Here is a 24,549-nt window from a genome sequence, read left to right as displayed (position 1 = left end):
AATCTGCTCAGGCGGTTTGCATGATTGCCGCTTTTCGCACTTTGTTAAAAAGGCTTTAGCCTATTGGTACAGCTTCTAAGTGTGACAACTCAACTTTAACCGATATGGCCTCATCCTTCTACTTTTTTCTTCCTCTTTTGTCCAACATGTATTGTACTCCTACAGCTCCTTAAGTTGACCCTTGATTACTTCTTCATTTAGCTGTACAATCTTCTCTGACATGGTTTGTTGTCTCCTCTCAGAATGGTGTGTCGCTACTTCATTCTACCAGAGAGCTGCAAACCTTGTCTTTTTTTGCGCAACTTATTGTACCTTATCAACTGAAAGTTCCCGCAACATTGTTATCAAAGATGGGGCTTTCTGCTGGTGACCATATTAGGGTCGCTTTACTTTGGGTAAGGCTTCCTCATGGGTCTTGTTGTACTTCTTTGCAAGCCCCCGAAACATGGTAGCATAATTCACATTCGTTTTCGGGCAGCCGTCCCGGTTGAGGAAAAGGAAATTGTTGTAACCGTCAATCGTGGTCGCTTTCGCTCCCCTGCGGTTCTCCAACACGCGCCCCAACGCTTCATACACTTTTTCACTCATTGGGATGAGGGCATAAAAAAAGCGGCGTTCCTGTTCTCCCGTGTAGGGATAGAGAAACGCCGCGTTTGCGTCGTATTCAGTTTTCATTTATTCTTTCTCAATGCTATGTGCTGGTGTTTGGGCTTGCAGGGTTCCGGGCGGCATATCAAGGCTCTTTCCCTCAAAAGTAGTAAATTGGTAGTAAATTCAGCTTGAAATCCTGCGTGTATGCCCGTAAATCAAGGCTTTTTTGAGATAATCAACCATTTTCCAGTAAAATTTATGGTGAATTTAGATTATCTCTTTAAGAGCCTGTTTAAAATCTTTTGACAAAAATGGCGGAGTGGGAGATAATAGGAAAAAACAAGCGGGAGCTGGGGAAAATGCATCAATACCCAAGTGATATCAGCCGGGAAGAATATAAGCTGATCTGGGAGGATTTGGAAGGGGCAAAGAAAACAACCCGGCCCCGAAAATATGATTTGTATGATGTGTTTTGTGCAGTGCTGTACGTAATCCAGGGTGGAATACAATGGCGGATGCTGCCCAGTGATTATCCCAAATGGCAGAGTGTGTATTACCATTTCCGTGTTTGGTCGGAGAAGGACGAAACGGGGGTCAGCATTCTGGACAAAGTGCTGCAAAAACTGGTGAAACAGATACGGAACGAAGACTTAAGGCGAGATATGTGAACGGCGCGCCGGGACCAACGCGCCCTACAGCGTCAAAATTGATTTCTGTGCTTGCTTCTGGGGCTGTTTCGTATTAAGATAAGAATATCCTGGAACGCTAAAGTGAGAAACGGAGGTCTTCCGACTTGAACTATGAACAGACATTGAGCCGCCTGTGTACCCTGTCCGGGCCCAGCGGCTTTGAAGAAAGCGTTGCGAAGGCGGCGGCGGAGTTGCTGCGCCCTCTGGCGGACGAGGTATACACCACCCGGCTGGGCAGCGTGGTTGGGGTGCGCCGGTGCGGCAGGGAGAACGCCCCACGGCTGCTGCTGGATGCCCACCTGGATGAAATCGGCCTGATTGTCACCGGCCGCGAGGAGGGCTTCCTCCGCTTCGCCCCCCTGGGCGGAGTGGACCCCCGGATGCTCCCTGACCGGGAGGTGGTCCTGCTCACCGAGCCGCCGGTCCACGGGGTGGTGGCCTGCCTGCCCCCCCACGTCCAAACGGCGGAGGATATGGACAAGTCCCTGCCTATCAAGGATCTGTATATCGATGTGGGCCTGTCTCAGGAGGCAGCGAAACAGCGCATCCCGGTTGGCACCCCCGCCACCTACCGAGGAGGCTGTGCCCCCCTGGGAGAGGAGCTGCTGTGCGGCAAGGCCCTGGACGACCGGGCGGGCTTTGCCGTTCTGCTGGACGTGCTGGAGCGGCTGCAAGGCAAGGAACTGAGCGTGGATTTATACGTCCTGGGCTCCACCCAGGAGGAGACCCACAGTACCGGGGCCGTCACCGCCGCCTATGAGATCACCCCCAACCTGTGCGTGGCGGTGGACGTCACCCACGGGGACAGCCCGGACGCCTCCAAACACGAGACCTTCAAGCTGGGGGGCGGGCCGGTCATCGGGGTGGGGCCCAACTGCGCCCGCTCCCTGTCAGGCCGGCTCAAGGAGCTGGCAGAGGAGGGGGACATGCCCGTTCAGATTGAGGTCATGTCCGGCTCCAGCGGCACCAACGCCTGGCCCATCCAGGTTAGCCGGGAGGGGGTGGCCACGGCGGTGCTGTCCATCCCGGAGCGGTATATGCACACCCCGCTGGAGGTGGTGAGCAAGAAGGACCTGGAGGCCACGGCCCAACTGCTGGCCGCCTTTGTGGAGAGCTTGGGAGAGGAGGAAGAGACATGCTGAGCACCTTAAAAGAACTGTGCCGCCTCAACGGCGTGTCCGGTGAGGAAGATGAGGTGCGCCGCTATCTGGTCAGCCGGATTACGCCCCACGCCGCCCACTTCCATACCGACACCATTGGAAACCTGATTGCCTTTAAAAAGGGCAAAAAGTCCACCGGAAACAAGCTGATGCTCTGCGCCCACATGGACGAGGTGGGGGTGATTGTCACCCGCATCACTGACGAGGGCTTTCTCAAATTCGACTTTGTGGGCGGGGTGGACCGGCGGGTAGCAATCGGCAAGCCGGTGGTCATTGGGCACAACAAGGTTCCTGGGGTCATTGGCCTGAAAGCCATCCACCTGACTACCAAAGAGGAGCGGAAAAAGGCGCCCAAAACCGAATCGCTCTATATTGACATTGGGGCCAAGGATGAGGCCGCCGCCGAAAAGCTGGTGGAGCTGGGGGACTACGGCGCCTTTGTCTGCCAGCCGGAGGAGTTTGGGGACGGCCTGTTCAAGGCCAGGGCCATTGACGACCGGGTGGGCTGTGCCGTCATGCTTAAGCTGCTGGAGGAGGAGCTGCCCCTGGATGTGGTCTTCGCCTTCACCGCCCAGGAGGAGGTGGGCACCCGGGGAGCCTTCGGGGCGGCCTTCTCGGTGATGCCGGAAGTCGCCCTGGTGCTGGAGACCACCACCGCCGCCGACCTGCCCGGCGTGGAGGACCACCGCCGGGTGTGTGCCCCCGGAAAGGGGCCGGTGATCTCCTACATGGACGGCTCCACCATCTACGACCGGGAGCTCTTTGAGACATTACGCCGCCTATCCGAAGAGAACGGCATTCCCTGGCAGACCAAGGAGTATATCGCCGGCGGCAACGATGCCCGTACCATCCAGCGCACCAAGGCCGGGGTGAGGGTGGCCGCCATGTCCGCCGCGACCCGATACCTCCACGCCCCCGCCAGCGTGGGCAGCGTGGCCGACTTTGAAAATATGCTGAAGCTGACCCGGCTGTTTCTGGCCGAGATGGCCCAGCGGCTGGACGAGGGATAAAGATGGACAGACAGACTGCGGAGCAAAAAGCAATCGAAATTTTGAAACAGGTGGTGGACGCTCTGGCGGAGGAGCGTTACGACGATATTCCCAAGCTGGCGGAGCTGGGCGATGGGATACCGAAACCCTTGGGCGACAATGTTGCGGAGGTTTTTCAGATGTGGGGGTGGGAGCAAACCCCGCCCATTGACCACTGGACCGAGGAGCGAGTGACCATCCCCACAAACCCTTGCTACCAACAACTGAATTTTTACCATTGGTTCGATGATGGCAGGGGGTTTCACGCGGACTATGACCTGGCCTCGGGTGGTGAGCTGACCGACATGACCCTGCAAATGGACTTTTTCTATGAGGGAGATGGCCTGCGGCCCGTCTTCCTTGATGTGCATGTAATGTAACGTTTTACAACAAGCATCAAAATGCGCACCATCTGTAGGGCGCGACGACCTCGGCGCGCCGCCTGATCGAGTTTGCGGTGTGCCCAGTGGTCACGCCCTGCAAAAAAAGGTCCGCAATTTTAAATTTTATGTATAGATAGAAAGAGAGTGAGCGTTATGAGCGAAAAACTGACCTTTGAAGAACAGGCAAAGCAGTTGGAGCAGGCCCTGGGCTGTCCCTGCACCTATCTGCCGCCCCGGAAGGACACCGCCTCCATTATGACCGCTTACCACGAGGCCGCGGAGCGGGGGAAGCGGGAGGGCTTCACCCCAATCCTGCTGGTGCTGGACGAGTGGGGCAATATGGCCCAAATGTTCGGCGATCTGGAAGCTTTCCGTCAGGAGATGGCCAACATCCCCATTGAGGACGGCAAAGCAATGCTCCGCCGCTTCGAGGCGGATGCCCGGGAGGGGTGGTGCGAGGACCTCAGCCAGGAGGAGCTGACGGAGCATTTGAATGAAGTGATGGGTGGAGATATGTCCAAGGGACAGAAGATTACCGAGTTCCTCAGCCTGACAGATTACCGGGGACAGGTTCAGCCCGCGGTGCTGGCGGAGCTTCCGGTGAGGGCGCCCTGGGAGGTCTTTGCTTATCTGCCCTTCGGCGGGTGGAACGAGTGCCCTTCGCCGGAGGAGCAGAGGGCGGCGGCCAAGTACTGGTTTGAGCAGTACGGTGCAGTGCCGGCGGTCATGTCTGCCGACGTTTTGGAATACGCTCTCCCCGCCCCGGTGCCCCAGGAGAAGGCCATGGAAGTGGCGCTGGAGCAGTATTTCTTCTGCGCTGACATCGTAGAGCAGGGCGTCGGCACGATAGGCACGCTGGCCGATGGGCTGGCGAAATCGAATTATTGGTACTTCTGGTGGGATTGATGGAGGTTTTATGGAACTGATTGACATTTTACAGGCCCTGAACCAGACCCACGGCCCCTCCGGGGACGAGGGGGGCGTCCGGGAGAAGATTGAAGAGCTGGCCAAGCCCTATGGGGATGAGGTGATAACCGACACCCTGGGCAACCTGATTGTCCGCAAAAAGGGGGAGGGCCCCCTGGTGATGTTGGCCGCCCACATGGACGCTATCGGCTTTATCGTCACCCACATTGAGAAGGAGGGCTTTCTCCGGGCGGGCCGTTTGGGAGGTATCTCTCCCAAGGAGGCGGCTTACAGCGCGGTGCGGTTCAAAAACGGCGTCAAGGGTGTGTTTGTCCCGGAGGAGAAGGCCGATTTTGGCAAGCTGAAGCTGGACGAGTGCTTTATTGATATCGGCGCCAGAGACGGGGAAGAGGCCAAAAAGCTGGTCCAGGTGGGGGACACCTGCGTCTATGACGTCCCAATCCGGGTCCAGGGGAGCCGGGTGACCGGCCCCTATCTGGATGACCGTCTCGCCTGCGCCGTCCTTCTGCGCACCCTGGAGCAGATCAGGAAGCCCGCCTGCAACCTGTGTATGGTCTTCACCGTCCAGGAGGAGGTGGGCCTGCGGGGGGCCAGAACCGCCTCCTGGTGGGTGGAACCGGATATTGGCATTGCGGTGGATGTCACAGATGTGGACGACACCCCCGGTTCTGAAAAGAACGGCACCACCCGGCTGGGCGCAGGAGCGGCGGTAAAGGTGATGGACTCCTCTGTCATCTGCCACCCGGAGGTGGTGGCAAAGCTGGAGGAAACTGCCCAAGCCCGGAACATTCCCGTCCAGCGGGATATTCTGCGCGGGGGAGGGACCGACGCCGGGGCCATCCAGAACACCCGCTGCGGGGTAAAAACAGGGGGCGTCTCCATCCCCTGCCGGTATATCCACACCCCGGCGGAGACGGCGGACCTGGAGGACGCCCAGGCCTGCGTACAGCTGCTGGCCGCCTTTGTCCAGAGATAAATGAGAACAACAGGCCCCCGTCCAACAGACGGGGGCCTGGGCTTATTTCTCTTCGGTGTCCTCCAGAACACGTACTTGAATTTCCAGCACCCGCCGGTGCTCCACATGGGTGACGGTGACATCCAGCCTCTCGGCCTGGAAGGTGTCCCCGGCCTCGGGAACTCTGCCCACCTGCTCCAGCACCCAGCCGGAGACGGTGGCGGCGTCGCAGTTCCCCTTCACCTGAAACAGATCGTACATGTCGTCCAGATCGGCGGAACAGGCAATCAGATAGCTGCCGTCGGGCTGTTTTTGAAAAATCTCAATAACCTCGTCGTGCTCATCCCAGATCTCGCCCACCAGCTCCTCCAGAATGTCCTCCAGGGTGACAATGCCCTGGGTGCCGCCGTACTCATCCACCACCACGGCCATGTGGACCTTGTTTTTCTGCAAAATGCGCAGCAGCTCAAAGGCCTTGGTATTGCCGGTGGTGTAGAACACCGGGGATTTCAGGTTGGACAGCAGGGTTTCGCCCCGGTGCCGGGCGGCGTAAAAGTCCTTCTCGTGGACAAAACCCACAATGTTGTCCACCGTCTCGTGGTAGATGGGGATGCGGGAGTAGCCCGTCTCGGCGAAGAGGGAGGCCAGCTCCTCCATGGTGCTGTTCTCCTCGGCGGCAGTCAGGTCCACACGGGGGGTGAGCAGGTCGGAGATTTCCAGGTCGTTAAACTCAATGGCGTTGCGGATCAGGTCACTCTCGTGCTCGTCCAGGCCGCCCTCGGTCTCCGCCTGGTCCACCATGCCCACCAGCTCCTCCTCGGTGATACCGTCGTCCCCTTTGGCCCGAAAGACCTTGCTCATCAGCTTTTTCCACTGGGTGAACAGAAAGTTCAGCGGCGTGAGCACCACCATCAGCAGCTTGAGCAGAGGCTGGGCGAACATGGCAAAGTCCTCCGGCCGCTCCTTGGCCAGGCTCTTGGGGGTGACCTCGCCGAAAATCAGGATGATAACGGTGAGGGCCACCGTAGCCACGGTGGGGCCGTACTGATGAAACCACCTGGTACACAGCACGGTGGACACGGTGGTGGCGGTGATGTTGACAATGTTGTTGCCAATAAGGATAGTGGACAGCAGCTTGTCATACTCCTCGGCCAGCTTCAGGGTTTTCTCCGCCTGGCGGCTGCCGTTTTCCGCCCGGGTCTTCAGCCGGATGCGGTTGAGGGAGGTATAGGCGGTCTCGGTGGCGGAGAAATAGGCCGACATGACCACCAGGATCAGCAGGGTAATAAGCATAGCAACGCTGGTACTGTCTATTTCCATAAGGAAGAAATCACTCCAATTTTATGTTTGCCCCGCCGGAAGACGGGGTATATTGATAGCAAACGCCAAAAATCCTGACAAACGGGCCAGTCCCTGCCGCCGCCTTCGGCGGTCCGCCGGCTGCAATTTTGAAGATTGCTATGAATCAGGAGTATACCACACCTGTATTTGGAATGCAAACCTATTTTCACCAGCCGGCCCAACCTTCACAAAATTTTAACGAAAAAGGCAAAAAACCTCTTGACGGCGGGGAACAGGCGTGATATAGTAGGCAATACCTGTGAAAAGGGGCTTATTTTTCGTGCGCGGATACGGTGTCCGCCGTGCGGACCCCTCCACCTGATCGCCAGGACACAGGGAGGCAGCAGCCGAATTTCCACCGTGCTTTTGGGCGGGTTATTGCGCCCTTTAACGCTGGATTTCGGCATGGACAGGCCGTATCCGGCGTTTTTGTTTGGAAAACGGGATCAAAAAAGTCTGTCAAATAAAAAAGGAGGTGCCGAACAAATGGCAGCAAAGGCCGGCGCGCGCATCAAGATCACCCTGCGGTGCTCTGAGTGCAAGCAGAGAAACTACAATACCTTTAAGAACAAGAAGAATACCCCTGACCGTCTGGAGTTGAACAAATACTGCCCCTTCTGCAGGAAGCACACCGTTCACAATGAGACGAAGTGATTGGCGTAAGGCCATAAGGAAAGAAGGGTAAGTTTAGTAATGGCTGAAAACGAAAAGGCCGTCCAGGCCAAAAAGGACAAGAAGTCCGACAAGAATGCCAAGCCCGGCTTCTTTGCCCGCGCGGGCAAGTGGTTCCGGGACATGAAGAGCGAGCTGAAAAAGGTCCAGTGGCCCACCCGCAAGCAGACCATCAACAATACCCTGATCGTCATTGCCTGCGTGATTGTGGTTGGTATCTTTATCGCCCTGTTCGACTTTGTGGCCAACGAGGCGATCAGTTTGCTCATCGGCGCGTTTAAAGGGTGACGCGGATGGCGGACAACGCGAACTGGTACGTGGTCCACACCTACTCCGGCTATGAGAACACGGTAAAGGCCACCATCGAGAAGTATGTCGAAAACCGCAACATGCACGAGCTGATCCACGAGATCAGCATCCCCCTGGAGACAGTCACCGAGATTACGGACAGCGGCCCCAAGGACGTGGAGCGCAAGGTGTTCCCCGGCTATGTCCTGGTCAAGATGGTGATGAACGACGAGACCTGGCATGTGGTGCGCAACATCCGGGGGGTCACCGGCTTTCTGGGTGAGGGCAACAAGGCCATCCCCCTGAGTGATGCCGATGTGGCCGCCCTGGGCGTGGAAAAGCGGGAGGTCGTGGTCAGCTACGAGCTGGGCGACACCGTGCGCATTACCGACGGCGCCCTGGAGTCCTTCCTGGGCACTGTGGACGAGATCGACCTGGACAACGGCAAGGTCCGGGTGGTGGTGTCCATGTTTGGACGCGAAACCCCCGTGGAGCTGGAGCTGGACCAGGTGGAACCCGCGAACGCGTGACAATGGTCTGTCCGGTGTAGGGCGCGACGACTCGGCGCGCCGTCATAATCCGGGTTGTTTCAAAACGGCGCGCCGGGGTCGTCGCGCCCTACAAAACAGGACCCCAACAGTGGGAGGAATCCCCGGATTCCGCCAAACTACCACATTTTCAAATGGAGGTGCTCTTTCGTGGCACAGAAAGTAACTGGATACGTAAAATTGCAGATTCCCGCCGGCAAGGCGACTCCCGCCCCCCCGGTGGGCCCCGCCCTGGGCCAGCACGGCGTTAATATCGCCGCCTTTACCAAGGAGTTCAATGAGCGGACCAAGAACGACGTGGGCTTGATTATCCCCGTTATCATCACCGTCTATGCCGACCGCTCCTTCACCTTTATCACCAAAACTCCCCCCGCTCCCGTACTGATTAAGAAGGCCTGCGGTATTGACAAGGCCTCCGGCGTGCCCAACAAGAACAAGGTCGCCACCATCAGCAAGGAGGACGTGCGCAAGATCGCCGAAACCAAGATGCCCGATCTGAACGCCGCCTCCATCGAAGCCGCTATGAGCATGATCGCCGGCACTGCCCGCTCCATGGGCATCCTGGTGGGCGACTAAGGAGGGTTCAGGAATGTTTAGAGGAAAGAAATACAAGGAGAGCGTCAAGAAGATTGACAAGAACGCTCTGTACGACACCGCTGACGCCATGAAGCTGGTGGTGGACACCGCCACCGCCAAGTTCGACGAGACAGTGGAGCTCCACGTGAAGCTGGGCGTCGATTCCCGTCACGCCGACCAGCAGGTCCGCGGCGCTATCGTCCTGCCCCACGGCACCGGCAAGACCCAGCGTGTGCTGGTCTTCGCCAAGGCCGCCAAGGCTGACGAGGCCCGTGAGGCCGGTGCCGACTTTGTAGGCGAGATGGACCTGGTGGAGAAGATCCAGAAGGAAAACTGGTTCGACTTTGATGTTGTGGTCGCCACGCCCGACATGATGGGCGTAGTGGGCCGTCTGGGTAAGGTGCTGGGCCCCAAGGGCCTGATGCCCTCCCCCAAGGCCGGCACCGTCACCATGGACGTGACCAAGGCCGTCAACGAGATCAAGGCCGGTAAGGTGGAGTACCGCCTGGACAAGACCAACATTATCCACTGCCCCATTGGCAAGGTGTCCTTCGGCCCCGAGAAGCTGAGCGAGAACTTCTCCGCCCTCATGGGCGCCATCATCAAGGCCAAGCCCGCTGCCGCCAAGGGCCAGTATATCAAGAGCTGTACTGTGGCCTCCACCATGGGCCCCGGCGTCAAGGTCAACGGCGCCAAGCTGGTGTGATTTGACTGACATAGTAATCCCCCGACCAGGTCGGGGGATTTTTTATGCCTCCAGCTGCCGGAACACCCTCCGGGACCCCAGGGCCACCAGAGCAGACAGGGCGGCTCCCCCCAGCAGGATGGTCCAAGGGGGCAGATGGTCAAAGAGGAATCCGTACCCTGCCTGGCCCAAGGGGGAGGCGCAGTTGGCCACCGCCTGGATGCAGGCAATCACCTTGCCCAGCAGCTGGCCGGGCACCTGGGACTGGACCAGAGTGAGGAGCACAATGGTGAACATCATGGCGGCGGACATAGTGGAAAGGGACATGGCGGTGAGCACCCAATAGCTGACCAGGGCGGGCACACCGGGCAGCATAGCAAGCCCCATCACCCCCGCCATCCCCGAGCACAGCAGCATAAATAACGGCCCATGCCGGGGACGCAGACGGTTTCCCAGTACTCCGGCCAGCATTCCGCCCAGCAGGCCGCCCAGCCCCATGGCCCCCTGGGTCAGGCCCAGGTAGGCGTCGCTCATTCCCAGCACTCCGGCGATCAGGCCGGGAACCCCCACAATCATGGCCGCCGACATCAGCAGATTGAAGGCGGCCAGCACCAGCGTTACTGACAGAAACACAGGCCGCTGCCTGGAGATGTACCGCCAGCTTTCAGACAGGTCCTGGGCCGCTGTAGCCAGCACTCCGACCGAACGGGGACGCTTGACATGGGGGATATGAATAAAAATCTCCATCACCGCCGAGCAGAAGAAGCACACACCGCCAATGGCCAGAATGGGGCCCAGTCCCCAAAGGCCAAAGATGACCCCACCCAGAACCGGACCCAGGAGATTGGCCAGGGTGTTCACCATATTGATGACGGCATTGCCCTGGGTGAGATGGTCAGGGGCCAGGAGCAGGGGCAGGCTGGCCTGAACGGCGGGCTGGTAGGCCCCGGCGATGGCGTAAAGCAGCATCAGCGTTACAATAATAAGAGGAACCAGGGGGACTTTGCCCCACAGCAGGCAGTAACACAGGGTGAGCCCGGCGGTGAGAAAGTCCAGGACCACCATCACGTTCCGCTTGTTTACTCGGTCCGCCGCCGTGCCGCCAATGGGGCCCATAAGCAGCATGGGGACAAAGGAACAGGCGTTCACTGCGCCAAAGAGGGTGAGGGAGCCGGTCTCCCGCAGCAGGTACAGGGGCAGGGCGAAGTGGAGGATGGCATTGCCGAACAGAGAGATAATCTGGCCAATGACCACCAGAGTAAAGTCCCGGGTGAACAGTGTGCTTTTTTGTGCTTCCATAGATATGCTCCTTTCTGAATGAAACCGACCGTCGGTTTGTATAAGGTGCTGAGTAGGGGCGGCCAGCGGCCGCCCTCAGAAACAAACAGGTCTGCCTGTGACAGGTGGGAGGCCACAAGCCGCCCCTACATATGCCAGCAAATCTGATGATTGCTATAGGCAGTTTTATTTTGTAGGGCGCGCCAACCTTGGCGCGCCGGTCCTCCATGATCCTGCCTGCTACGGCATCAGGGCCCCTTGCAAAGGGAGGCTTCTTTGTGCAGCCTTCAGGTGCGGCAGAACTCCACCATCGCGTCGATGATCTCCCCGTCCAGCAGCTCAAAGCCGTACTGCCGGGTGAACTGGTTGAAGAAGGCGCACCGGGCCCGGACCTGCTCCGGGGTGCTGGGCCGAAGAATGGGGTGGAGCCACAGATCGGCCATCAGGAGCAGCACTTCGGACAACTCCTCCGGGTGATCGGTCCGGATGGAGCCGTCAGCGATACCTTCCCGCAGGACGGGCAGGACATAATCCGGGGCGGCCTCCCCCAGGATACTCTGCATCTGGAGGGTCATGAATTTGGGGTTTTCGATGAGGAAGGGCAGCATGTGGAGAATCTTCCCCTGGAAGGACAACTGCATGGAGGTGCGGAACAGCTCCCGCAGCTTCTCCGCCCCGGTGAGACCTTTCCGGTCTCGAACTTCTGCCAGTACGGCACGTTGTACTTCTCCCACCTGGTCCACCACGGCGATGATGATTGCCTCCTTGGAGGCAAAATGGTGGTAGATGGCCCCTTTGGACAGCTTGGTGGCGTTGATGATGTCCTGGAGGGTGGTCTGGTCGTAGCCCTTCTGGAAAAAGAGCCGGGAGGCGGTGTCCAGAATGAGCTGTATGGTCTGCTCCGGGTGTTTGTTCCGGGCCATTCTGGCCCCTCCCTTCTAAATACAGACCGGCGGTCTGTATGATGATAACATGGTTGCTGCGGGCTGTCAAGAGTCAGAAGTTAAATTGCGGGCAGCTCCGGTAGGGCTCAGGCAGCTGCTGGTCAAATTGGATCCACCCCAGGTTTTCCACCAGCACAGACGGCTGGTCCGGAAAAAGCCACCGGTTGAGATAGTCAATGAAATCCGCCTCGTTGTAGCATAAGACACCGTTGATTCGATATCGCTGCGCATGAGGGCTGTCAGGCAGCCAATGACAGCAGAACTCCATACAGTAGTCCTCCAACCGGCTGGCGACTGCGTCGGGTACGGAGTAGACCACCCGGTCCCCATCTGCGCTGAGTACAACGTTTTTCATATTGATATCCTTTCTTTGCTATGCCAGGCTGGCCACAAACTGCCGGGCCACCCGGGGGGTTCGCCCGGCGTGGCGGATCTCCCAGGTCATGGCCTGGGCATGGAGCCGGTCGGCGGGCATGTCCACCCCCGCCCGGGCGGCCAGATGGTCCACCAGGGCCAGATAGTCCGCCTTGTTCATGGTCAGGTAGGGGATACGCAGGCCGAAGCGCTCGGCCAGGGCGGTTTTTTCCGAGATGGTCTCAAAGGTGTCCACCTCATCCCCCGCCCGGTCGGCAAAGGTCTGACGCACCAGATGCCGCCGGTTGGAGGTGGCGCAGATGCACACGTTGGCGGGCCGCTTCTCCAGGGTACCCTCCAGAATGGTTTTCAGGGCGGAGTAAGTCTTGTCGTCCTGGTCAAAGGCCAGGTCGTCAATAAACAGGATAAACTTCTGCCGCCGCCCGGCCAGAGAGCGGATGAGATTGGGCATGCCAGTGAGGTTTTCCTTTTCCACCTCTATCAGGCATAGGTCCTCCATACCGGGCAGGTAGAGCATGGACTTCACCGTGGCCGATTTGCCGGTGCCGCCGTCGCCGAAGAGGAGCACGTTGTTGGCCAGCCGCCCGGCCATCATCAGCCGGGTGTTCTGCTCCACCATGCTCCGCTGGTACTCATAGCCCAGCAGCTCCTCCGGATGGGGACAGTCCGGGTCGGCCACCGGGATCAGCTGGCCGTCCTCCCATAAAAAGGCCCGGTATTTGGCGAACTGACCCGCCCCGTGGTCCTTGTAAAATTGGGTGACAGAGTCAAAGTCAAAGGGGGCCGCCGCCCGCCATCTGGGCAGTCCGGCCAGCACTGTGGCGTACTCATTGCCCAGCAGAGGCTTCATGGCGTCAATAAAGCGGTCGCAGTCGGTCTCAGCCAGCAGGACCAGCGTCTCAATGTCCCGCCGGGCGGCGTTCTCCAGGGCGGGATCGGATTTCCCCTGGTCGATAAGCCGGGAGTAGAGGGTCTCATTATACCGCAGAAAGTCCCACAGCCAGTCCCCCAGCCCCTCGCAGCCTGCCAGACGCAGGGAATGGAACAGACGGATGTAGAAATCCAGGGCGTTCTCCCCGTAACCGTGCTTTAAAAAGTGCAGCAGCCGTTCAGCGTTTTCCATCACACGGACATCGGGGCCGCTGTTCTCACTCACCATCCCAGCCACCCCGGTCAGGGGGGCCAGCAGTTCCCGGTGGGCGGAGATGCCCATCAGGGCAGCATGTAAAGCCTTCAGTTCCATGGTTTGCTCTCCTCACTGTGATAAAGTATCGTTTTTCTCATTTTAATGGTTGGAACAGCTCTTGTCAACGGTCAGTGGACATGATACAATGGAAAAAATCTTTTTTCACGAGGTAGCTATGGTCACCATTGGAGGAATTGAAATCGAAACACCCCTGGCCCTGGGCCCCATGGCCGGGGTGACGGATATGGCCTTCCGGACGATTTGCCGGGAGCAGGGGGCGGGGCTTACCTGTACAGAAATGGTCAGCGCCAAAGCCCTGTGCTATCAGGATAAAAAAACCATCCCCCTTTTGCAGATGGGTGAGAACGAGACCCCCGCCGCCGCCCAGATCTTCGGCAGCGATCCGGTGTGCATGGAGGAGGGGGCGGCCATTGCCCATGAGGTGTCCGGGGCGGACATGATTGATATCAACATGGGCTGTCCCGTCCCCAAGGTTGCCAACTCCGGGGACGGCTCCGGGCTGATGAAAAATCCCGATTTAGCCGTCAGGGTGGCCGAAGCGGTGATTAAAGGAGCCAAATGCCCGGTGACGGTGAAATTCCGCCTGGGCTGGGACAAGGGCTCCATCAACTGCGTGGAGTTCGCCAAAGCCATGGAGGAGGCCGGGGTGTCCGCTGTGGCCGTCCACGGGAGGACCAAGGTGCAAATGTACGCCGGAACCGCCAACTGGGACTGGATTCGTGAGGTCAAAAAGGCGGTGAGCATTCCGGTTATTGCCAACGGGGATGTGTTCAAGGGGACCGATGCCCCCCGTATCCTGAAATACACCGGGGCGGACATGGCCATGATTGGCCGGGGGGTGTTCGGCAACCCCTGGCTGTTCGCCCAGTGCAGGGCGGCCTTGAGGGGAGAGCCTATCCCGGACCTCCCTCCCCTCTCGGAGCGGTGTGACACTGCCGTCCGCCAGTTTGAGATGGCCGCCGCTAACAAGGGGGAGAAGATCGCCTGCCTGGAGGCCCGGAAGCAGTACGCCTGGTATTTGAAGGGGGTCCCCCACGCGGGGTATTATAAGGAGCAGATTGTGAAAATTACCACCCTGGAGGACGTCTACCGGGTGACGGCGGGCATCAAGCGGGATTTGTGTTAGAAGGGGGGAACTGCCGTGACTGACCAGGAGCTGGTGGAACGGGCGAAAAAGGGCGACCAGTCCGCCTTTGAGCAGCTGGTGCTGGACAATCAGAATAAGGTCTTTTCCCTGGCCCTGCGGCTGGTGGGTGACCGGGAGGAGGCAGCGGACCTGGCTCAGGAGGCCTTTGTCAAGGCGTGGCAAGGGTTGCCCGCCTTTCGGGGCGGGAGCTTCTTCTCCACCTGGCTGTACCGGTTGACCACAAACGTGTGTATCGACTACCTGCGGAAGAAAAAGCGGCGGGAGGCGGTGGAGCCGTCGGTGTCGCTGGACGACCCGGACAGCGGCTGGGCAGAGCCCTTTCTTTGGGAGCAGGACCCTCAGCGGTTGCTGGAACAGTCGGAGCGGGGGCGGGCCCTGGCCCAAGGGCTGGACCGGCTGCCCGACTGGCAGCGGGAGATTCTGGTGCTCCGTGAGCTGTCCGGGCTGAGCTACCAGGAGATTGGGGAAAAGCTGGACCTGGATTTGGGGACGGTGAAGTCCCGCATTGCCCGGGCCCGGATGAATCTGCGAAAAATTTTGCTGGAGGACGGGAACTTTTTTTGGAAGATGCCGTCTAAACCGGTAAAGAAGGAAGAAAGGGGGTGAAGCCCGTGGCCTGTGACCGGTATTATGAGCTGCTCTCCGCCCGCGTGGACCGGGAGCTGACCCGGGATGAGGCGGAGGAGGTGGAGCTGCACCTTGCCGGCTGTGCCCAATGCCGGATTGTCTGGGAGCAGATGGAGGAGGCCCGGGAGGCCTTTGCCCATTTGGAGGAGGTCCCCGCCCCCGAGGGCTTTGCCCAGGGCGTGATGGACCGCATCCGGGCGGAGGAAAAGCCAAAGGTGATCCCCCTGTTCAAGCGGCCCCAGGTCCGGGCCCTGGCCGGGCTGGCCGCCTGTCTGGTGCTGGCGGTGGGGCTGTACGGCGCATCCAGGCCCCGGTATTTGGACAAGAGAGAAATAATGGATGTGACAGTGCGTAGCTTCAATCGGGACGCGGCGGAGGAGCTTGAAGATGTCTCCGCCTGCGAGGCCCTGCCGGAGGACGGAGACGCCCCTCAGATCGCCGCCTACGCCGCCCCGGAGGCCATGGATGAGGCGCCGCTGGACGCGCAGAAAGCATTTCCTGATTCCAGTGCGGACGGCCTTTCCGGCGACTGGGCCTATGCGGAGGTCACCCTGATTTTGGACCGCCTGCCCCAGGGCGCGGAGGAGGTGCTCCCCCCGGACGCCGCAGTGGTTTATGATGAGGAGGCTGGCGGAGACGTCTACACCTGGCTTACCGCGGAGGAGCTGGCCGCGATTGAGAAGCTGGCCTTCGAGCAGGGTATGATTGCTGGAACTACTGAGATTTTTCCCTCTCCGACTGGGGCGCGGTGCGCTCTGATTGTGCGGAGGGGATGAAACGAAAACGGCTCTCCGCCCAGTGCGGAGGGCCGTTTTCACCCTCGGCCAAAATCCCTCAAAAAAACAGTTGTCAGAATGCCTCTTTTCATGTATAATAACCAATAGCGTGTAACGCCCCTTGAACGGGTATTGTTCAGGGCGATACTCAAACGATAAGGAGTGGAACCAACTATGAGCTATTCTGTACAAAACATCCGCAACGTGGCCCTCATCGGACATGGCGGCAGCGGAAAGACCGCCCTGGCCGAGAGCCTGCTGTACATGACCAAGGCCCTGGACCGCATGGGCCGGGCTACCGACGGCAACACCGTCTGCGACTACGACCCCGAGGAGGTCAAGCGCCAGATCTCCATCTCCCTGGCCGTGGCTCCCCTGGAGTTTAAGGGCTGTAAGATCAACGTGCTGGACACCCCAGGCGGGTTCGACTTCTCCGGCGAGGTGATGGAGGCCCTGCGGGCCGCCGATGCCGCCATTATCGTCTGTTCTGCCAAGGACGGTATCTCCGTGGGCCTGGAGAAGGCCTGGAAGTACTGCGAGGAGCGGAATATGCCCCGCTTCATCTACATATCCAAGACCGACGAGGACAACTCCGACTACAACGCCACCTTCGAGGCCCTGCGTGAGAAATACGGCAACAAGATTGCCCCCCTGGTGGTCCCCATCTGGGACGACAACAAAAAGGTTACCGGCATTATCGACGTGCTCAACAAGCGGGCCTATGAGATGCAGAAGCTCCAGCGGGTGGAGATCCAGCTGCCTGAAAGCAAGGCCGGTGTCATCGACGAGTTCAACGACGCTTTGAAGGAATCCGTGGCCGAGACCAGCGAGGAGTTTATGGAAAAATTCTTCGGTGGTGAGGACTTCACCTACGCCGAGATGATCCAGGGCCTGCGTCAGGGCGTGCGGGAGCTGTCCCTGTTCCCGGTGCTGTGCGGCTCCGCCGTCAGCTGTATGGGCTCCCTGATGCTGATGGACTACATTATGGAGCTGCTGCCCACCCCCATGGAGGGCAACTACCACAAGGCCACCCTCCAGAACGGCGAGACCGAGGAGTTTGTGGTCTCTCCCGGCGGCGTGCCCACCGCATTTGTGTTCAAGACCGTCTCTGACCAGTACGGCAAGTACTCCTTCATCAAGGTCATGTCCGGCCACATCACCTCCGACCTCACCCTGGTCAACTCCCGTACCGGCGCCACCGAAAAGCTGGGCCGCCTGTACGTGATGAAGGGCAAGAAGGCCGAGGAGGTCAAGGACCTGAGCTGCGGCGACATCGGCGCCATCGGCAAGATGGACAAGGTGAAGACGGGCGACACCCTGTGCGACAGCCGCAAGGTGGTGGCCCTCAAGCAGATTCCCTTCGCCGAGCCCTGCTACTCCGTTGCTATCGCCCCCAAAACCCGGGGCCAGGAGGATAAGGTGGCCCAGGGCCTGTACCGCCTGAACGAGGAGGACCCCTCTTTCACTCTGGTGAACAACGGCGAGACCCACCAGATGGTGCTGACCGGCACCGGCGACATCCAGATTGACGTGCTGGTGTCCAAGCTGAAAAGCCGCTTCAACGTGGAAGCCGTCCTCAGCGAGACCCGGGTTCCCTACCGTGAGAAAATTCGCAAGACCATCCAGAAGCAGGGCCGCCATAAGAAGCAGACCGGCGGTTCCGGCCAGTTCGGCGACGTGTGGATTCGCTTTGAGCCCAACCCCGATGAGGAGCAGATGGTTTTTGCCGAGGAGGTCTTCGGCGGCTCCGTCCCCAAGAACTTCTTCCCCGCCGTGGAGAAGGGCCTGCGTGAGGCCTGCGTCCACGGTCCCCTGGCAGGCTACCCCGTGGTCAACCTGAAAGCCGTCCTCTACGACGGAAGCTACCACCCGGTGGACTCCTCCGAAATTGCCTTCAAGACCGCCGCTCAGCTGGCCTACAAGGCCGCCATGCCCGAGGCCAACCCCGTGCTGCTGGAGCCCGTGGGCGAGCTGAAGGTCACCGTGCCCGACAGCTACATGGGCGATGTCATTGGCGACCTGAACAAGCGCCGGGGCCGCGTGATGGGCATGAACCCCACCGGCGACGGCGACCAGGTGATTGAGGCTGAGGTCCCCATGGCCGAGATGACCTCCTACGCCATTGACCTGCGGGCCATGACTCAGTCCCGGGGGTCCTACACCTTCCACTTTGTCCGCTATGAGGACTGCCCCCCCGCCGCCCAGGAGAAAGCTATCGCCGCCGCCAAGGCTATGGCAGAGGAATAAGAAGAGTAGAGAAAAGCGGCACACGGTTAATTCCGTGTGCCGCTTCAACGCGTTAAAAAATCATGCTCATCTTTTAGGCTCCCTCTCTGAGGGAGCTGTCGCCGCCGCAGGCGGTGACTGAGGGAGTAAAACAACGAAAATCTGCAGCTAAACTCCCTCCGTCACGGTTTCGCCGTGCCACCTCCCTCAAAGAGGGAGGCTTTTTTGACAATTCTCGCTGGTGCTACTTCAAATTGATTTCCGTCATCAGTTCCCGGCCCACAATGTCCAATACCCGGTCCATCTGGGCCACCTCCTCCGGGGTGAAGCGCTCACGTACCCGGTCCATGACCTCCTGAATGTAGGAACTGCTGAGATTGTAGTAGTCATGGAACTTCTGGGTGGGACGCAGATGGTACTCCCGCCGGTCGCTGGGGGACTGCACCTTTTCCAGATATCCCTTTCGGATCAGGCTGTTTACCTTATAGGCGGCATTTGGGGAGGAGATGTTCACAAAAGAGGCAAACTCATTGACCGTAGGTTCTTCCAGGGCTCGGATGATCTCCATACAGAAGGTCTCCACCGCTGTCAGGCTGGCCTCCCGGGTCTGGAATCTGGAGAAGACAGCCTGATAAAAGTGCAGCTTGAATTTGGTATAGATCCGGTCAAAGCTCTTTTCCAGCACGGCCTTCTCCCTCTTTTTTCTTGAAATTGAGGCCATTATACCAAAGAATCTCCTGTTTCGCAAGAGGAATTCAACCGGTCGGTGAGGGCAAAGGTCAGCTCCGCCTTGCAGGCCAGCCTGCCATCCACACGGGCCTCCGCCGTGCCAAAGCCCACCGGCCCCTTCCGGGCAGTGAGCTGGCATTGCAGCTCCAGCACGTCGCCGGGGCGGACCTGCCGCTTGAACCGGGCGTTTTTAATCCCGCCGAAGAGGGCCAGCCTGCCCTTGTTTTCCTCCTCAGTGAGGATGGCCACCGCCCCCACCTGGGCCAGGGCCTCAATAATAAGCACCCCGGGCATTACCTTAAAGCCGGGAAAGTGGCCCTGGAAAAAGGGCTCGTTGGCGGTGACGCACTTGATCCCCTTGGCCCCCTGTCCGGGGAGGCACTCAGTGATCTTATCCACCAGCAAAAAGGGGTGGCGGTGGGGCAAAATGGATTCGATCTGGTCAATATTCAGCTCCATTGTGTTATTCCTCCCACTTTTTCAGCACAATAGCCGCGTTATGCCCGCCAAAGCCCAGAGAGTTGGACAGGGCGATCCGGAGCTGTGCGCTACGACCCTGGTTGGGCACCACGTCCAGGTCGCAGGCCGGGTCGGGGACCTGATAGCCAATGGTGGCGGGGGCAAAGCCCTCCTTCAGGGCCAGGGCGGTGAAGATGGCCTCCACCGCCCCCGCCGCCCCCAGCAGATGGCCGGTCATGGACTTGGTGGAGCTGACCAGCAGCTTTTTGGCATGGTCCCCAAACAGGGTGTGGATGGCCGCCGTCTCGCTCTCGTCATTGAGCGGGGTAGAGGTGCCGTGGGCGTTGACGTAGTCTACAGCCTCCGGCTCCACACCGGCGTCGGCCAGGGCCTGGGCCATGCAGGCGGCCCCTCCTGCCCCGCCGGGAGCGGGGGCGGTGATGTGGTGGGCGTCACAGTTGGCGCCGTAGCCGATCACCTCAGCGTAAATCCTGGCGCCCCGGGCCTGGGCGTGCCCGTATTCCTCCAGCAGGAGGGCGCCCGCCCCCTCACCCATGACAAAGCCGGAGCGCTGGGCGTCAAAGGGGATGGAGGCCCGCAGAGGGTCGGTGCTCTCGCACAGGGCCTTCATAGCGGTAAAGCCCCCCATGGCCAGAGGGGTGACGGCCGCCTCTCCGCCGCCGCACAGCATAACCTCGGCGTAGCCGTCCCGGATATGGCGGAAGGCGTCGCCCACAGCGTTGGTCCCCCCGGCGCAGGCGGTGACCACACAGGAACACATCCCCCGGAAGCCGTAACGGATGGCCATATGGCCCGCCGCCATATTGGAAATAATCATGGGGATCATAAAGGGGGACACCGAATCATAGCCCCGTTCGCTTCCCCGCCTGTGGGCGTCGCCCACCGTTTCAAAGCCGCCGATGCCGCTGGAAAACAGCACGCCGCAGCGGTCCAGATTTTCCTGCTCCAGGTCCAGGCCGGCGTCGTCCATGCACTCGCCGGCGGCAATCAGGGACAGCTGGGTGAAGCGGTCCATCTTTTTGGCCTCACGCTTGCCCAAAAGGCCGTCGATATCCAACTCCCGCACCTCGCCGGCCAGCTTGACCTTCATCTCTGACGTGTCATACCGGGTGATGGGTCCAATACCGCACCGGCCCGCCTGAACCGCGCTCCAGCTTTCGGCCACTGTATTGCCTATCGGGTTCACAGTGCCCATGCCGGTAATTACCACTCTGCGCTTTTCCATCTCTTTCACCTCATTAAACAGCCATGCCGCCGTCCACGCACAGCACCTGGCCGGTGATGTAGGCGGACTCGGGGGCGGCAAAGAAGGCCACCGCCCGGGCTACCTCCTCGGGTGTACCGGGACGGCCCTTGGGAATGGTCCCCAGCATGGCCTCTTTGGCCTTGTCGGGCAAAACGGCGGTCATGTCGGTTTGGATGTAGCCGGGGGCCACCGCGTTGACGGTGATATCCCGCCCGGCCAGCTCTTTGGCGGCCGCCTTGGTCAGGCCCAGCAGGCCCGCCTTGCTGGCGGCGTAGGCGGTCTGGCCCGGATTGCCCCGCAGGCCTACCACGCTGGACAGGCAGATAATCCGCCCGTATTTCTGGCGCACCATCACCTTGGAAGCCGCCTTGGTGCAGAAGTAGGCGCCTTTCAGGTTGGTATCCAGGGTGTTGTCAAAATCCTCCGTTTTGGCGGTCATGAGCAGGCCGTCCCGGCTGATGCCGGCGTTGTTGACCAGAATGTCCAGCCGCCCAAAGCGCTCCTTCACCGCCGCCACCAGAGCCTCGCAGGCGGCGGGGCTGGCCACATCAGTCTGAAAGACCTCCGCCTCCACCCCCAGATCGCGGCACAGCTGCGCTGTCTCCTCCGCCGCCTGGCTGCTGCCCCCGTAGTTGACAGCGATAGACACCCCTCTCCGGGCCAGCTCCAGGCAGACAGCCCGGCCGATTCCCCGGCTGCCGCCGGTGACCAGGGCTACATTTCCCTCCATGCTCATGGATGATCTCCTTTCAAAGCGGATACCACACTGTGGAAGTCCGCCGCTGTGTCGATGTGATAGGTCTTGATGGCCGGGGCCGTCTTTTTAAAGAAGCCGCACAGGGTTTTGCCCGGCCCGATTTCCACCGCAGTGTCAATGCCGTCAGCCTCCATCCGGCGGACAGTGTCCTCCCAGTAGACGGAGGACTGAACCTGGCGTTCCAGCAGGGCGGGGATGGTGTCCTCCGCCTCCATAGGCCCGCCCTTGCAGTTGAAGTAGACGGGGATAGACATGGGGCCGAAGTCCAGAGACCGGAAGCGGGCAGCCAAGGCGTCCCCGGCGGGCTTCATCAGGCGGGTGTGGAAGGGGCCGCTCACCTTTAAGGGCATGCACCGCTTGGCGCCCAGCTCCCTGGCCAGCTCCCCGGCCCGGTCCACCGCCGCCCTCTCCCCGCCGATAACCAGCTGGCCGGGACAGTTGTAGTTGCAGATCTGAACCACTCCCAGCTCCGCCGCCCGGCTGCAGGCGGTCTGGAGCTGCTCACGGTCCAGCCCCAGCACGGCAGTCATGGAGCAGTCCAGCCCGGCGGCGGCCTCCTCCATGGCCCGGCCCCGAAAGGCCACTGTTGAGATGGTTGTCCCCTGGCTGAACACTCCGGCGGCGTACAGCGCCGAGTACTCCCCCAGAGACAGCCCCGCAGCTGCTTGGGGACGGATGCCCGCCTGATACAGCAGATCGGTCACCCCCACGGCGAAGGCTGCCATGCAGGGCTGGGTGTACCGGGTCTGGGACAGCTTCTCCTCCGGGCCCTCAAAGCACAGTTCCTTCAGGTCAAAATCCACCGGGGCATGGTCAAAAATGTTGGCAAAGGCGGGGAATTCCTTGTAAAAATCCGCTCCCATGCCCACCTTCTGACTGCCCTGTCCGGCATATACAAAGGCCAGCTTCATTGTGCCGCCCTCCATTCCTTTATAATTTGGTCCATCTGCTTTTCCACCGTGGACATGGCGTCCACCTGGCCCACATTGGCCCCGCAGAAGAACAGACCATTTTCCCAGTCTCCATGCCAGGCGGCGATGAGGGCTTGGGAGATGCAGTAGGGGGAGTTCAGCTTTTTGCAGGGAACCAGACAACCGATACAGCCCTCCGGCCCGGGCTGAACACCCGCCTCCACCCGGCGCACCAGGGGACTGCGTAGGGCCCTGCCCGGCATCCCCACCGGGCTTTTTACAATCACCGCATCCTCACAACGGGCCCGGATGAGGGCATCCTTATAGTCCTGGGTGGCGTCACATTCCTCTGTGGCGATAAACTGGGTGGCGAACTGTGCTCCAGCGGCCCCCTGCTTCATCAGCCGGGCCATTTGGCCTCCATTTTCCACCCCTCCGGCTACAAAGACCGGGATATCCCGGCGGTACTTTTCCCGGAAGGGGGCCAAGGCCTCCCGCACCTCATGAAGCAGCCTTTCCAAGACGTCGGGCCGGCCCGCCTGGGCCTGCTCAGGGGAAAAACCCAGGTGACCGCCCGCCAGAGGGCCCTCCAGCACCACAAAGTCGGGGACCCGGGCGCAGCGCTTGTCCCAGGCCTTGCAGATCAGGGCGGCGGCCCGGCCGCTGCTGACAATAGGAGCCAGGGCAGCGGTACTGTCCGGGACCTGAGCGGCAATAACAGGCAGCTGGAGGGGCAGTCCTGCTCCACTGACCACCGCGTCCACCCCTGCCCGAAGGGCGGTGCGGACGCTGTCAGCATACTGGGCAGTGGCTACCATAGCATTTACTGCCACCAGCCCCGCTCCCCGGGCCAGTTCCTTGGCCCGGCGGACCTGGCGGTCTAAAGCCCGCAGGTTGGCCCGCTGGTGGTCCTGTCTGTAGTCGGGCTCTAAAAAGCCGCAGGCGGCGGTGGAGATAGTCCCCATGCCGCCTTTGGCGGCCACCGCTCCGGCCAGACGGTCCAGGCTGATGCCAATGCCCATACCCCCCTGAAGGATGGGCAGAGAAAGGGTTTTACCTCCAAGCGTTACCGCCATTTTGCCTCCATTTCTGCCAGTACACTCCGGCTGTCCCCCATCAGCTCCTCAAAGATGGTCCGCAGGGGGCGGATCTGGTGGAGCAGTCCCGCCGTCTGGCCGCACATCAGCGAGCCGGTTTTGGTGTCGCCCTCAAAAACCGCCCGGCGCAGGGAGCCCAGAGTGAATTTCTCCAGCTCCTCCCGGCTGGCCCCGGCCCGCTCCTGCTTTAAATACTCCCGGGACATCTGGTTCTTTAAAATGCGGACGGGCGCGTTGACAGAGCGGCCTGTCACAGTGGTGTCGCTGTCCTTGGCCTTTAAAACGGCCTGCTTGTAGTTGTCGTGAATGGGGCACTCCTCACTGACCAGCAGGCAGGTGCCTACCTGTGCGCCGCAGGCCCCCAGGGCGAAGGCGGCGGCCAGCTGACGGCCCGAGGCGATACCGCCGGCGGCAATGACAGGCAGGCTGGTGGCCTCACAGACCTGGGGCACCAGGGCCATAGTGGTCAGCTCACCCACATGGCCGCCCGACTCAGTGCCCTCAGCGATAAAGCCATCCACCCCCAGCGGTTCCAGCCGCTTGACCATGGTGGTGGCCGGGACTACGGGGAAGACCTTGATCCCCGCCTCTTTCCAGGCCGGGACAAACTGTCCGGGTACCCCGGCGCCGGTGGTAACCACCTTCACGCCCTCCTCAATGACCACCTGGGCCATCTGGGCGGCGGCGGGGTTCATGAGCATGATGTTCACGCCAAAGGGTTTGTCTGTGAGGGACTTGCAGGTGCGGATGTGCTCCCGGAGCATATCCGCGGTCATTCCCCCGGCGCCGATCAGTCCCAGGGCGCCGGCGTTGGACACGGCGGCGGCAAACTCACCGGTGGCGATATTGGCCATGCCGCCCTGGATAATGGGGAACTCGGTCCCCAGAATTTCATTGAGCTTCATA

28 protein-coding genes are annotated in these 24,549 nt (G+C 60.3%); 15 read left to right on the top strand and 13 right to left on the bottom strand.

Going from position 1 to position 24,549, the window contains the following annotated elements; all coding sequences use genetic code 11:
• Positions 1-375: 375 nt before the first annotated feature.
• Complete coding sequence (locus NFS22_RS17490) at positions 376-675, bottom strand: hypothetical protein (protein ID WP_478293187.1); 300 nt, start codon at positions 673-675, stop codon at positions 376-378.
• Positions 676-902: 227 nt separating this feature from the next.
• On the opposite strand from NFS22_RS17490, the gene NFS22_RS17485 reads away from it, so the two are divergent.
• The 6 genes from NFS22_RS17485 to NFS22_RS17460 all read left to right on the top strand — a co-directional run bounded on the left by NFS22_RS17485 (position 903) and on the right by NFS22_RS17460 (position 5,754).
• Positions 903-1,259 carry a transposase gene (locus NFS22_RS17485; RefSeq protein WP_251318989.1) on the top strand — a complete coding sequence of 119 codons (357 nt, stop codon included), beginning with the start codon at positions 903-905 and terminating at the stop codon, positions 1,257-1,259.
• Between the two features lie 125 nt (positions 1,260-1,384).
• Entirely contained in the window at positions 1,385-2,422 is a 1,038-nt protein-coding gene (locus tag NFS22_RS17480) for a M42 family metallopeptidase (protein WP_251318984.1), read from the top strand.
• Complete coding sequence (locus tag NFS22_RS17475; RefSeq protein ID WP_251318983.1) at positions 2,416-3,450, top strand: M42 family metallopeptidase; 1,035 nt, start codon at positions 2,416-2,418, stop codon at positions 3,448-3,450. The genes NFS22_RS17480 and NFS22_RS17475 overlap by 7 nt, the downstream gene beginning before the upstream one ends.
• 2 nt (positions 3,451-3,452) lie before the next feature.
• The gene (locus tag NFS22_RS17470) at positions 3,453-3,848 is read left to right on the top strand and encodes a DUF7668 domain-containing protein (protein ID WP_251318982.1); all 396 of its coding nucleotides are present in this window, start codon (positions 3,453-3,455) and stop codon (positions 3,846-3,848) included.
• Positions 3,849-4,004: 156 nt separating this feature from the next.
• Positions 4,005-4,757: a DUF4253 domain-containing protein gene (locus tag NFS22_RS17465; RefSeq protein ID WP_251318981.1), complete on the top strand. Its 753-nt coding sequence runs from the start codon at positions 4,005-4,007 to the stop codon at positions 4,755-4,757.
• 10 nt (positions 4,758-4,767) lie between these two features.
• A complete protein-coding gene (locus NFS22_RS17460) occupies positions 4,768-5,754 on the top strand; it encodes a M42 family metallopeptidase (RefSeq protein WP_251318980.1) in 987 nt (328 codons plus the stop codon).
• Positions 5,755-5,796: 42 nt separating this feature from the next.
• Here NFS22_RS17460 and NFS22_RS17455 read toward each other — a convergent pair whose 3' ends face one another.
• Positions 5,797-7,053 carry an HlyC/CorC family transporter gene (locus NFS22_RS17455; protein WP_251318979.1) on the bottom strand — a complete coding sequence of 419 codons (1,257 nt, stop codon included), beginning with the start codon at positions 7,051-7,053 and terminating at the stop codon, positions 5,797-5,799.
• A 507-nt stretch (positions 7,054-7,560) separates the two neighbouring features.
• On the opposite strand from NFS22_RS17455, the gene rpmG reads away from it, so the two are divergent.
• The 5 genes from rpmG (at position 7,561) to rplA (ending at position 9,864) form a co-directional block, all read left to right on the top strand.
• Complete coding sequence (gene rpmG / locus NFS22_RS17450; RefSeq protein WP_023346199.1) at positions 7,561-7,728, top strand: 50S ribosomal protein L33; 168 nt, start codon at positions 7,561-7,563, stop codon at positions 7,726-7,728.
• A gap of 39 nt (positions 7,729-7,767) precedes the next feature.
• Positions 7,768-8,034, top strand: coding sequence for a preprotein translocase subunit SecE (gene secE, locus NFS22_RS17445; RefSeq protein WP_251318978.1), 267 nt, complete (start codon positions 7,768-7,770; stop codon positions 8,032-8,034).
• 5 nt (positions 8,035-8,039) lie between these two features.
• Positions 8,040-8,564 carry a transcription termination/antitermination protein NusG gene (gene nusG / locus NFS22_RS17440; protein WP_251318977.1) on the top strand — a complete coding sequence of 175 codons (525 nt, stop codon included), beginning with the start codon at positions 8,040-8,042 and terminating at the stop codon, positions 8,562-8,564.
• Between the two features lie 168 nt (positions 8,565-8,732).
• Entirely contained in the window at positions 8,733-9,158 is a 426-nt protein-coding gene (gene rplK / locus NFS22_RS17435; protein WP_160635569.1) for a 50S ribosomal protein L11, read from the top strand.
• A 13-nt stretch (positions 9,159-9,171) separates the two neighbouring features.
• On the top strand, positions 9,172-9,864 hold the full coding sequence (gene rplA / locus NFS22_RS17430; protein WP_251318976.1) for a 50S ribosomal protein L1: 693 nt from the start codon (positions 9,172-9,174) through the stop codon (positions 9,862-9,864).
• Positions 9,865-9,906: 42 nt separating this feature from the next.
• Here the strand turns inward: rplA and NFS22_RS17425 are convergent, their stop codons facing one another.
• The 4 genes from NFS22_RS17425 to NFS22_RS17410 all read right to left on the bottom strand — a co-directional run bounded on the left by NFS22_RS17425 (position 9,907) and on the right by NFS22_RS17410 (position 13,683).
• Positions 9,907-11,142, bottom strand: a complete 1,236-nt coding sequence (locus NFS22_RS17425) for an MFS transporter (protein ID WP_251318975.1) — start codon at positions 11,140-11,142, stop codon at positions 9,907-9,909.
• 266 nt (positions 11,143-11,408) lie between these two features.
• The gene (locus NFS22_RS17420; RefSeq protein ID WP_251318974.1) at positions 11,409-12,044 is read right to left on the bottom strand and encodes a TetR/AcrR family transcriptional regulator; all 636 of its coding nucleotides are present in this window, start codon (positions 12,042-12,044) and stop codon (positions 11,409-11,411) included.
• A 73-nt stretch (positions 12,045-12,117) separates the two neighbouring features.
• Entirely contained in the window at positions 12,118-12,420 is a 303-nt protein-coding gene (locus NFS22_RS17415; RefSeq protein ID WP_251318973.1) for a hypothetical protein, read from the bottom strand.
• Between the two features lie 18 nt (positions 12,421-12,438).
• On the bottom strand, positions 12,439-13,683 hold the full coding sequence (locus NFS22_RS17410) for an ATP-binding protein (protein ID WP_251318972.1): 1,245 nt from the start codon (positions 13,681-13,683) through the stop codon (positions 12,439-12,441).
• A gap of 118 nt (positions 13,684-13,801) precedes the next feature.
• Here NFS22_RS17410 and dusB point away from each other — a divergent pair, with 118 nt between their 5' ends.
• The 4 genes from dusB (at position 13,802) to NFS22_RS17390 (ending at position 18,444) form a co-directional block, all read left to right on the top strand.
• Positions 13,802-14,773 carry a tRNA dihydrouridine synthase DusB gene (gene dusB / locus NFS22_RS17405; protein ID WP_277614844.1) on the top strand — a complete coding sequence of 324 codons (972 nt, stop codon included), beginning with the start codon at positions 13,802-13,804 and terminating at the stop codon, positions 14,771-14,773.
• A 15-nt stretch (positions 14,774-14,788) separates the two neighbouring features.
• On the top strand, positions 14,789-15,400 hold the full coding sequence (locus NFS22_RS17400; protein ID WP_251318971.1) for an RNA polymerase sigma factor: 612 nt from the start codon (positions 14,789-14,791) through the stop codon (positions 15,398-15,400).
• Complete coding sequence (locus NFS22_RS17395; RefSeq protein ID WP_251318970.1) at positions 15,397-16,197, top strand: anti-sigma factor family protein; 801 nt, start codon at positions 15,397-15,399, stop codon at positions 16,195-16,197. Before NFS22_RS17400 ends, NFS22_RS17395 begins: the two co-directional genes overlap by 4 nt.
• Positions 16,198-16,371: 174 nt before the next feature.
• Positions 16,372-18,444, top strand: a complete 2,073-nt coding sequence (locus NFS22_RS17390) for an elongation factor G (protein ID WP_251318969.1) — start codon at positions 16,372-16,374, stop codon at positions 18,442-18,444.
• A 223-nt stretch (positions 18,445-18,667) separates the two neighbouring features.
• On the opposite strand, the gene NFS22_RS17385 is transcribed toward NFS22_RS17390, so the two are convergent.
• Genes NFS22_RS17385 through NFS22_RS17355 form a run of 7 tightly spaced genes read right to left on the bottom strand, consistent with a single transcriptional unit; the run spans position 18,668 to position 24,548 of the window.
• Positions 18,668-19,108 (bottom strand): MarR family transcriptional regulator, encoded by a 441-nt coding sequence (locus NFS22_RS17385; protein WP_251318987.1) that lies wholly within the window; start codon positions 19,106-19,108, stop codon positions 18,668-18,670.
• Positions 19,109-19,143: 35 nt separating this feature from the next.
• The gene (gene fabZ / locus NFS22_RS17380; RefSeq protein WP_251318968.1) at positions 19,144-19,611 is read right to left on the bottom strand and encodes a 3-hydroxyacyl-ACP dehydratase FabZ; all 468 of its coding nucleotides are present in this window, start codon (positions 19,609-19,611) and stop codon (positions 19,144-19,146) included.
• Positions 19,612-19,615: 4 nt separating this feature from the next.
• Positions 19,616-20,857 carry a beta-ketoacyl-ACP synthase II gene (gene fabF / locus NFS22_RS17375; RefSeq protein ID WP_251318967.1) on the bottom strand — a complete coding sequence of 414 codons (1,242 nt, stop codon included), beginning with the start codon at positions 20,855-20,857 and terminating at the stop codon, positions 19,616-19,618.
• Between the two features lie 13 nt (positions 20,858-20,870).
• On the bottom strand, positions 20,871-21,614 hold the full coding sequence (gene fabG, locus NFS22_RS17370) for a 3-oxoacyl-[acyl-carrier-protein] reductase (RefSeq protein WP_251318966.1): 744 nt from the start codon (positions 21,612-21,614) through the stop codon (positions 20,871-20,873).
• A complete protein-coding gene (fabD, locus tag NFS22_RS17365; RefSeq protein ID WP_251318965.1) occupies positions 21,611-22,546 on the bottom strand; it encodes an ACP S-malonyltransferase in 936 nt (311 codons plus the stop codon). The genes fabG and fabD overlap by 4 nt, the downstream gene beginning before the upstream one ends.
• Positions 22,543-23,622 carry an NAD(P)H-dependent flavin oxidoreductase gene (locus NFS22_RS17360; RefSeq protein WP_251318964.1) on the bottom strand — a complete coding sequence of 360 codons (1,080 nt, stop codon included), beginning with the start codon at positions 23,620-23,622 and terminating at the stop codon, positions 22,543-22,545. Before NFS22_RS17360 ends, fabD begins: the two co-directional genes overlap by 4 nt.
• Positions 23,613-24,548 (bottom strand): nitronate monooxygenase, encoded by a 936-nt coding sequence (locus tag NFS22_RS17355; protein ID WP_251318963.1) that lies wholly within the window; start codon positions 24,546-24,548, stop codon positions 23,613-23,615. Before NFS22_RS17355 ends, NFS22_RS17360 begins: the two co-directional genes overlap by 10 nt.
• Between the last annotated feature and the right edge of the window lies 1 nt (position 24,549).

This window comes from Flintibacter muris, from assembly GCF_943192995.1.
GTDB lineage: Bacteria > Bacillota > Clostridia > Oscillospirales > Oscillospiraceae > Lawsonibacter > Lawsonibacter muris.
Note: the sequence above shows the minus strand (reverse complement) of the source record. Positions and strands in the feature narration are given on the sequence as shown.

Coding starts and splice junctions, on each gene's coding strand:
- NFS22_RS17490 (WP_478293187.1), bottom strand. CDS start 675: ATGAAAACTGAATACGACGCAAACGCGGCGTTTCTCTATCCCTACACG.
- rplA (WP_251318976.1), top strand. CDS start 9,172: ATGTTTAGAGGAAAGAAATACAAGGAGAGCGTCAAGAAGATTGACAAG.
- fabZ (WP_251318968.1), bottom strand. CDS start 19,611: ATGGAGCTGAATATTGACCAGATCGAATCCATTTTGCCCCACCGCCAC.
- NFS22_RS17415 (WP_251318973.1), bottom strand. CDS start 12,420: ATGAAAAACGTTGTACTCAGCGCAGATGGGGACCGGGTGGTCTACTCC.
- NFS22_RS17425 (WP_251318975.1), bottom strand. CDS start 11,142: ATGGAAGCACAAAAAAGCACACTGTTCACCCGGGACTTTACTCTGGTG.
- secE (WP_251318978.1), top strand. CDS start 7,768: ATGGCTGAAAACGAAAAGGCCGTCCAGGCCAAAAAGGACAAGAAGTCC.
- fabD (WP_251318965.1), bottom strand. CDS start 22,546: ATGAAGCTGGCCTTTGTATATGCCGGACAGGGCAGTCAGAAGGTGGGC.
- dusB (WP_277614844.1), top strand. CDS start 13,802: ATGGTCACCATTGGAGGAATTGAAATCGAAACACCCCTGGCCCTGGGC.
- rpmG (WP_023346199.1), top strand. CDS start 7,561: ATGGCAGCAAAGGCCGGCGCGCGCATCAAGATCACCCTGCGGTGCTCT.
- NFS22_RS17410 (WP_251318972.1), bottom strand. CDS start 13,683: ATGGAACTGAAGGCTTTACATGCTGCCCTGATGGGCATCTCCGCCCAC.
- NFS22_RS17355 (WP_251318963.1), bottom strand. CDS start 24,548: ATGAAGCTCAATGAAATTCTGGGGACCGAGTTCCCCATTATCCAGGGC.
- NFS22_RS17470 (WP_251318982.1), top strand. CDS start 3,453: ATGGACAGACAGACTGCGGAGCAAAAAGCAATCGAAATTTTGAAACAG.
- NFS22_RS17485 (WP_251318989.1), top strand. CDS start 903: ATGGCGGAGTGGGAGATAATAGGAAAAAACAAGCGGGAGCTGGGGAAA.
- NFS22_RS17465 (WP_251318981.1), top strand. CDS start 4,005: ATGAGCGAAAAACTGACCTTTGAAGAACAGGCAAAGCAGTTGGAGCAG.
- NFS22_RS17475 (WP_251318983.1), top strand. CDS start 2,416: ATGCTGAGCACCTTAAAAGAACTGTGCCGCCTCAACGGCGTGTCCGGT.
- NFS22_RS17455 (WP_251318979.1), bottom strand. CDS start 7,053: ATGGAAATAGACAGTACCAGCGTTGCTATGCTTATTACCCTGCTGATC.
- NFS22_RS17390 (WP_251318969.1), top strand. CDS start 16,372: ATGAGCTATTCTGTACAAAACATCCGCAACGTGGCCCTCATCGGACAT.
- NFS22_RS17420 (WP_251318974.1), bottom strand. CDS start 12,044: ATGGCCCGGAACAAACACCCGGAGCAGACCATACAGCTCATTCTGGAC.
- fabF (WP_251318967.1), bottom strand. CDS start 20,857: ATGGAAAAGCGCAGAGTGGTAATTACCGGCATGGGCACTGTGAACCCG.
- NFS22_RS17360 (WP_251318964.1), bottom strand. CDS start 23,622: ATGGCGGTAACGCTTGGAGGTAAAACCCTTTCTCTGCCCATCCTTCAG.
- nusG (WP_251318977.1), top strand. CDS start 8,040: ATGGCGGACAACGCGAACTGGTACGTGGTCCACACCTACTCCGGCTAT.
- NFS22_RS17460 (WP_251318980.1), top strand. CDS start 4,768: ATGGAACTGATTGACATTTTACAGGCCCTGAACCAGACCCACGGCCCC.
- fabG (WP_251318966.1), bottom strand. CDS start 21,614: ATGAGCATGGAGGGAAATGTAGCCCTGGTCACCGGCGGCAGCCGGGGA.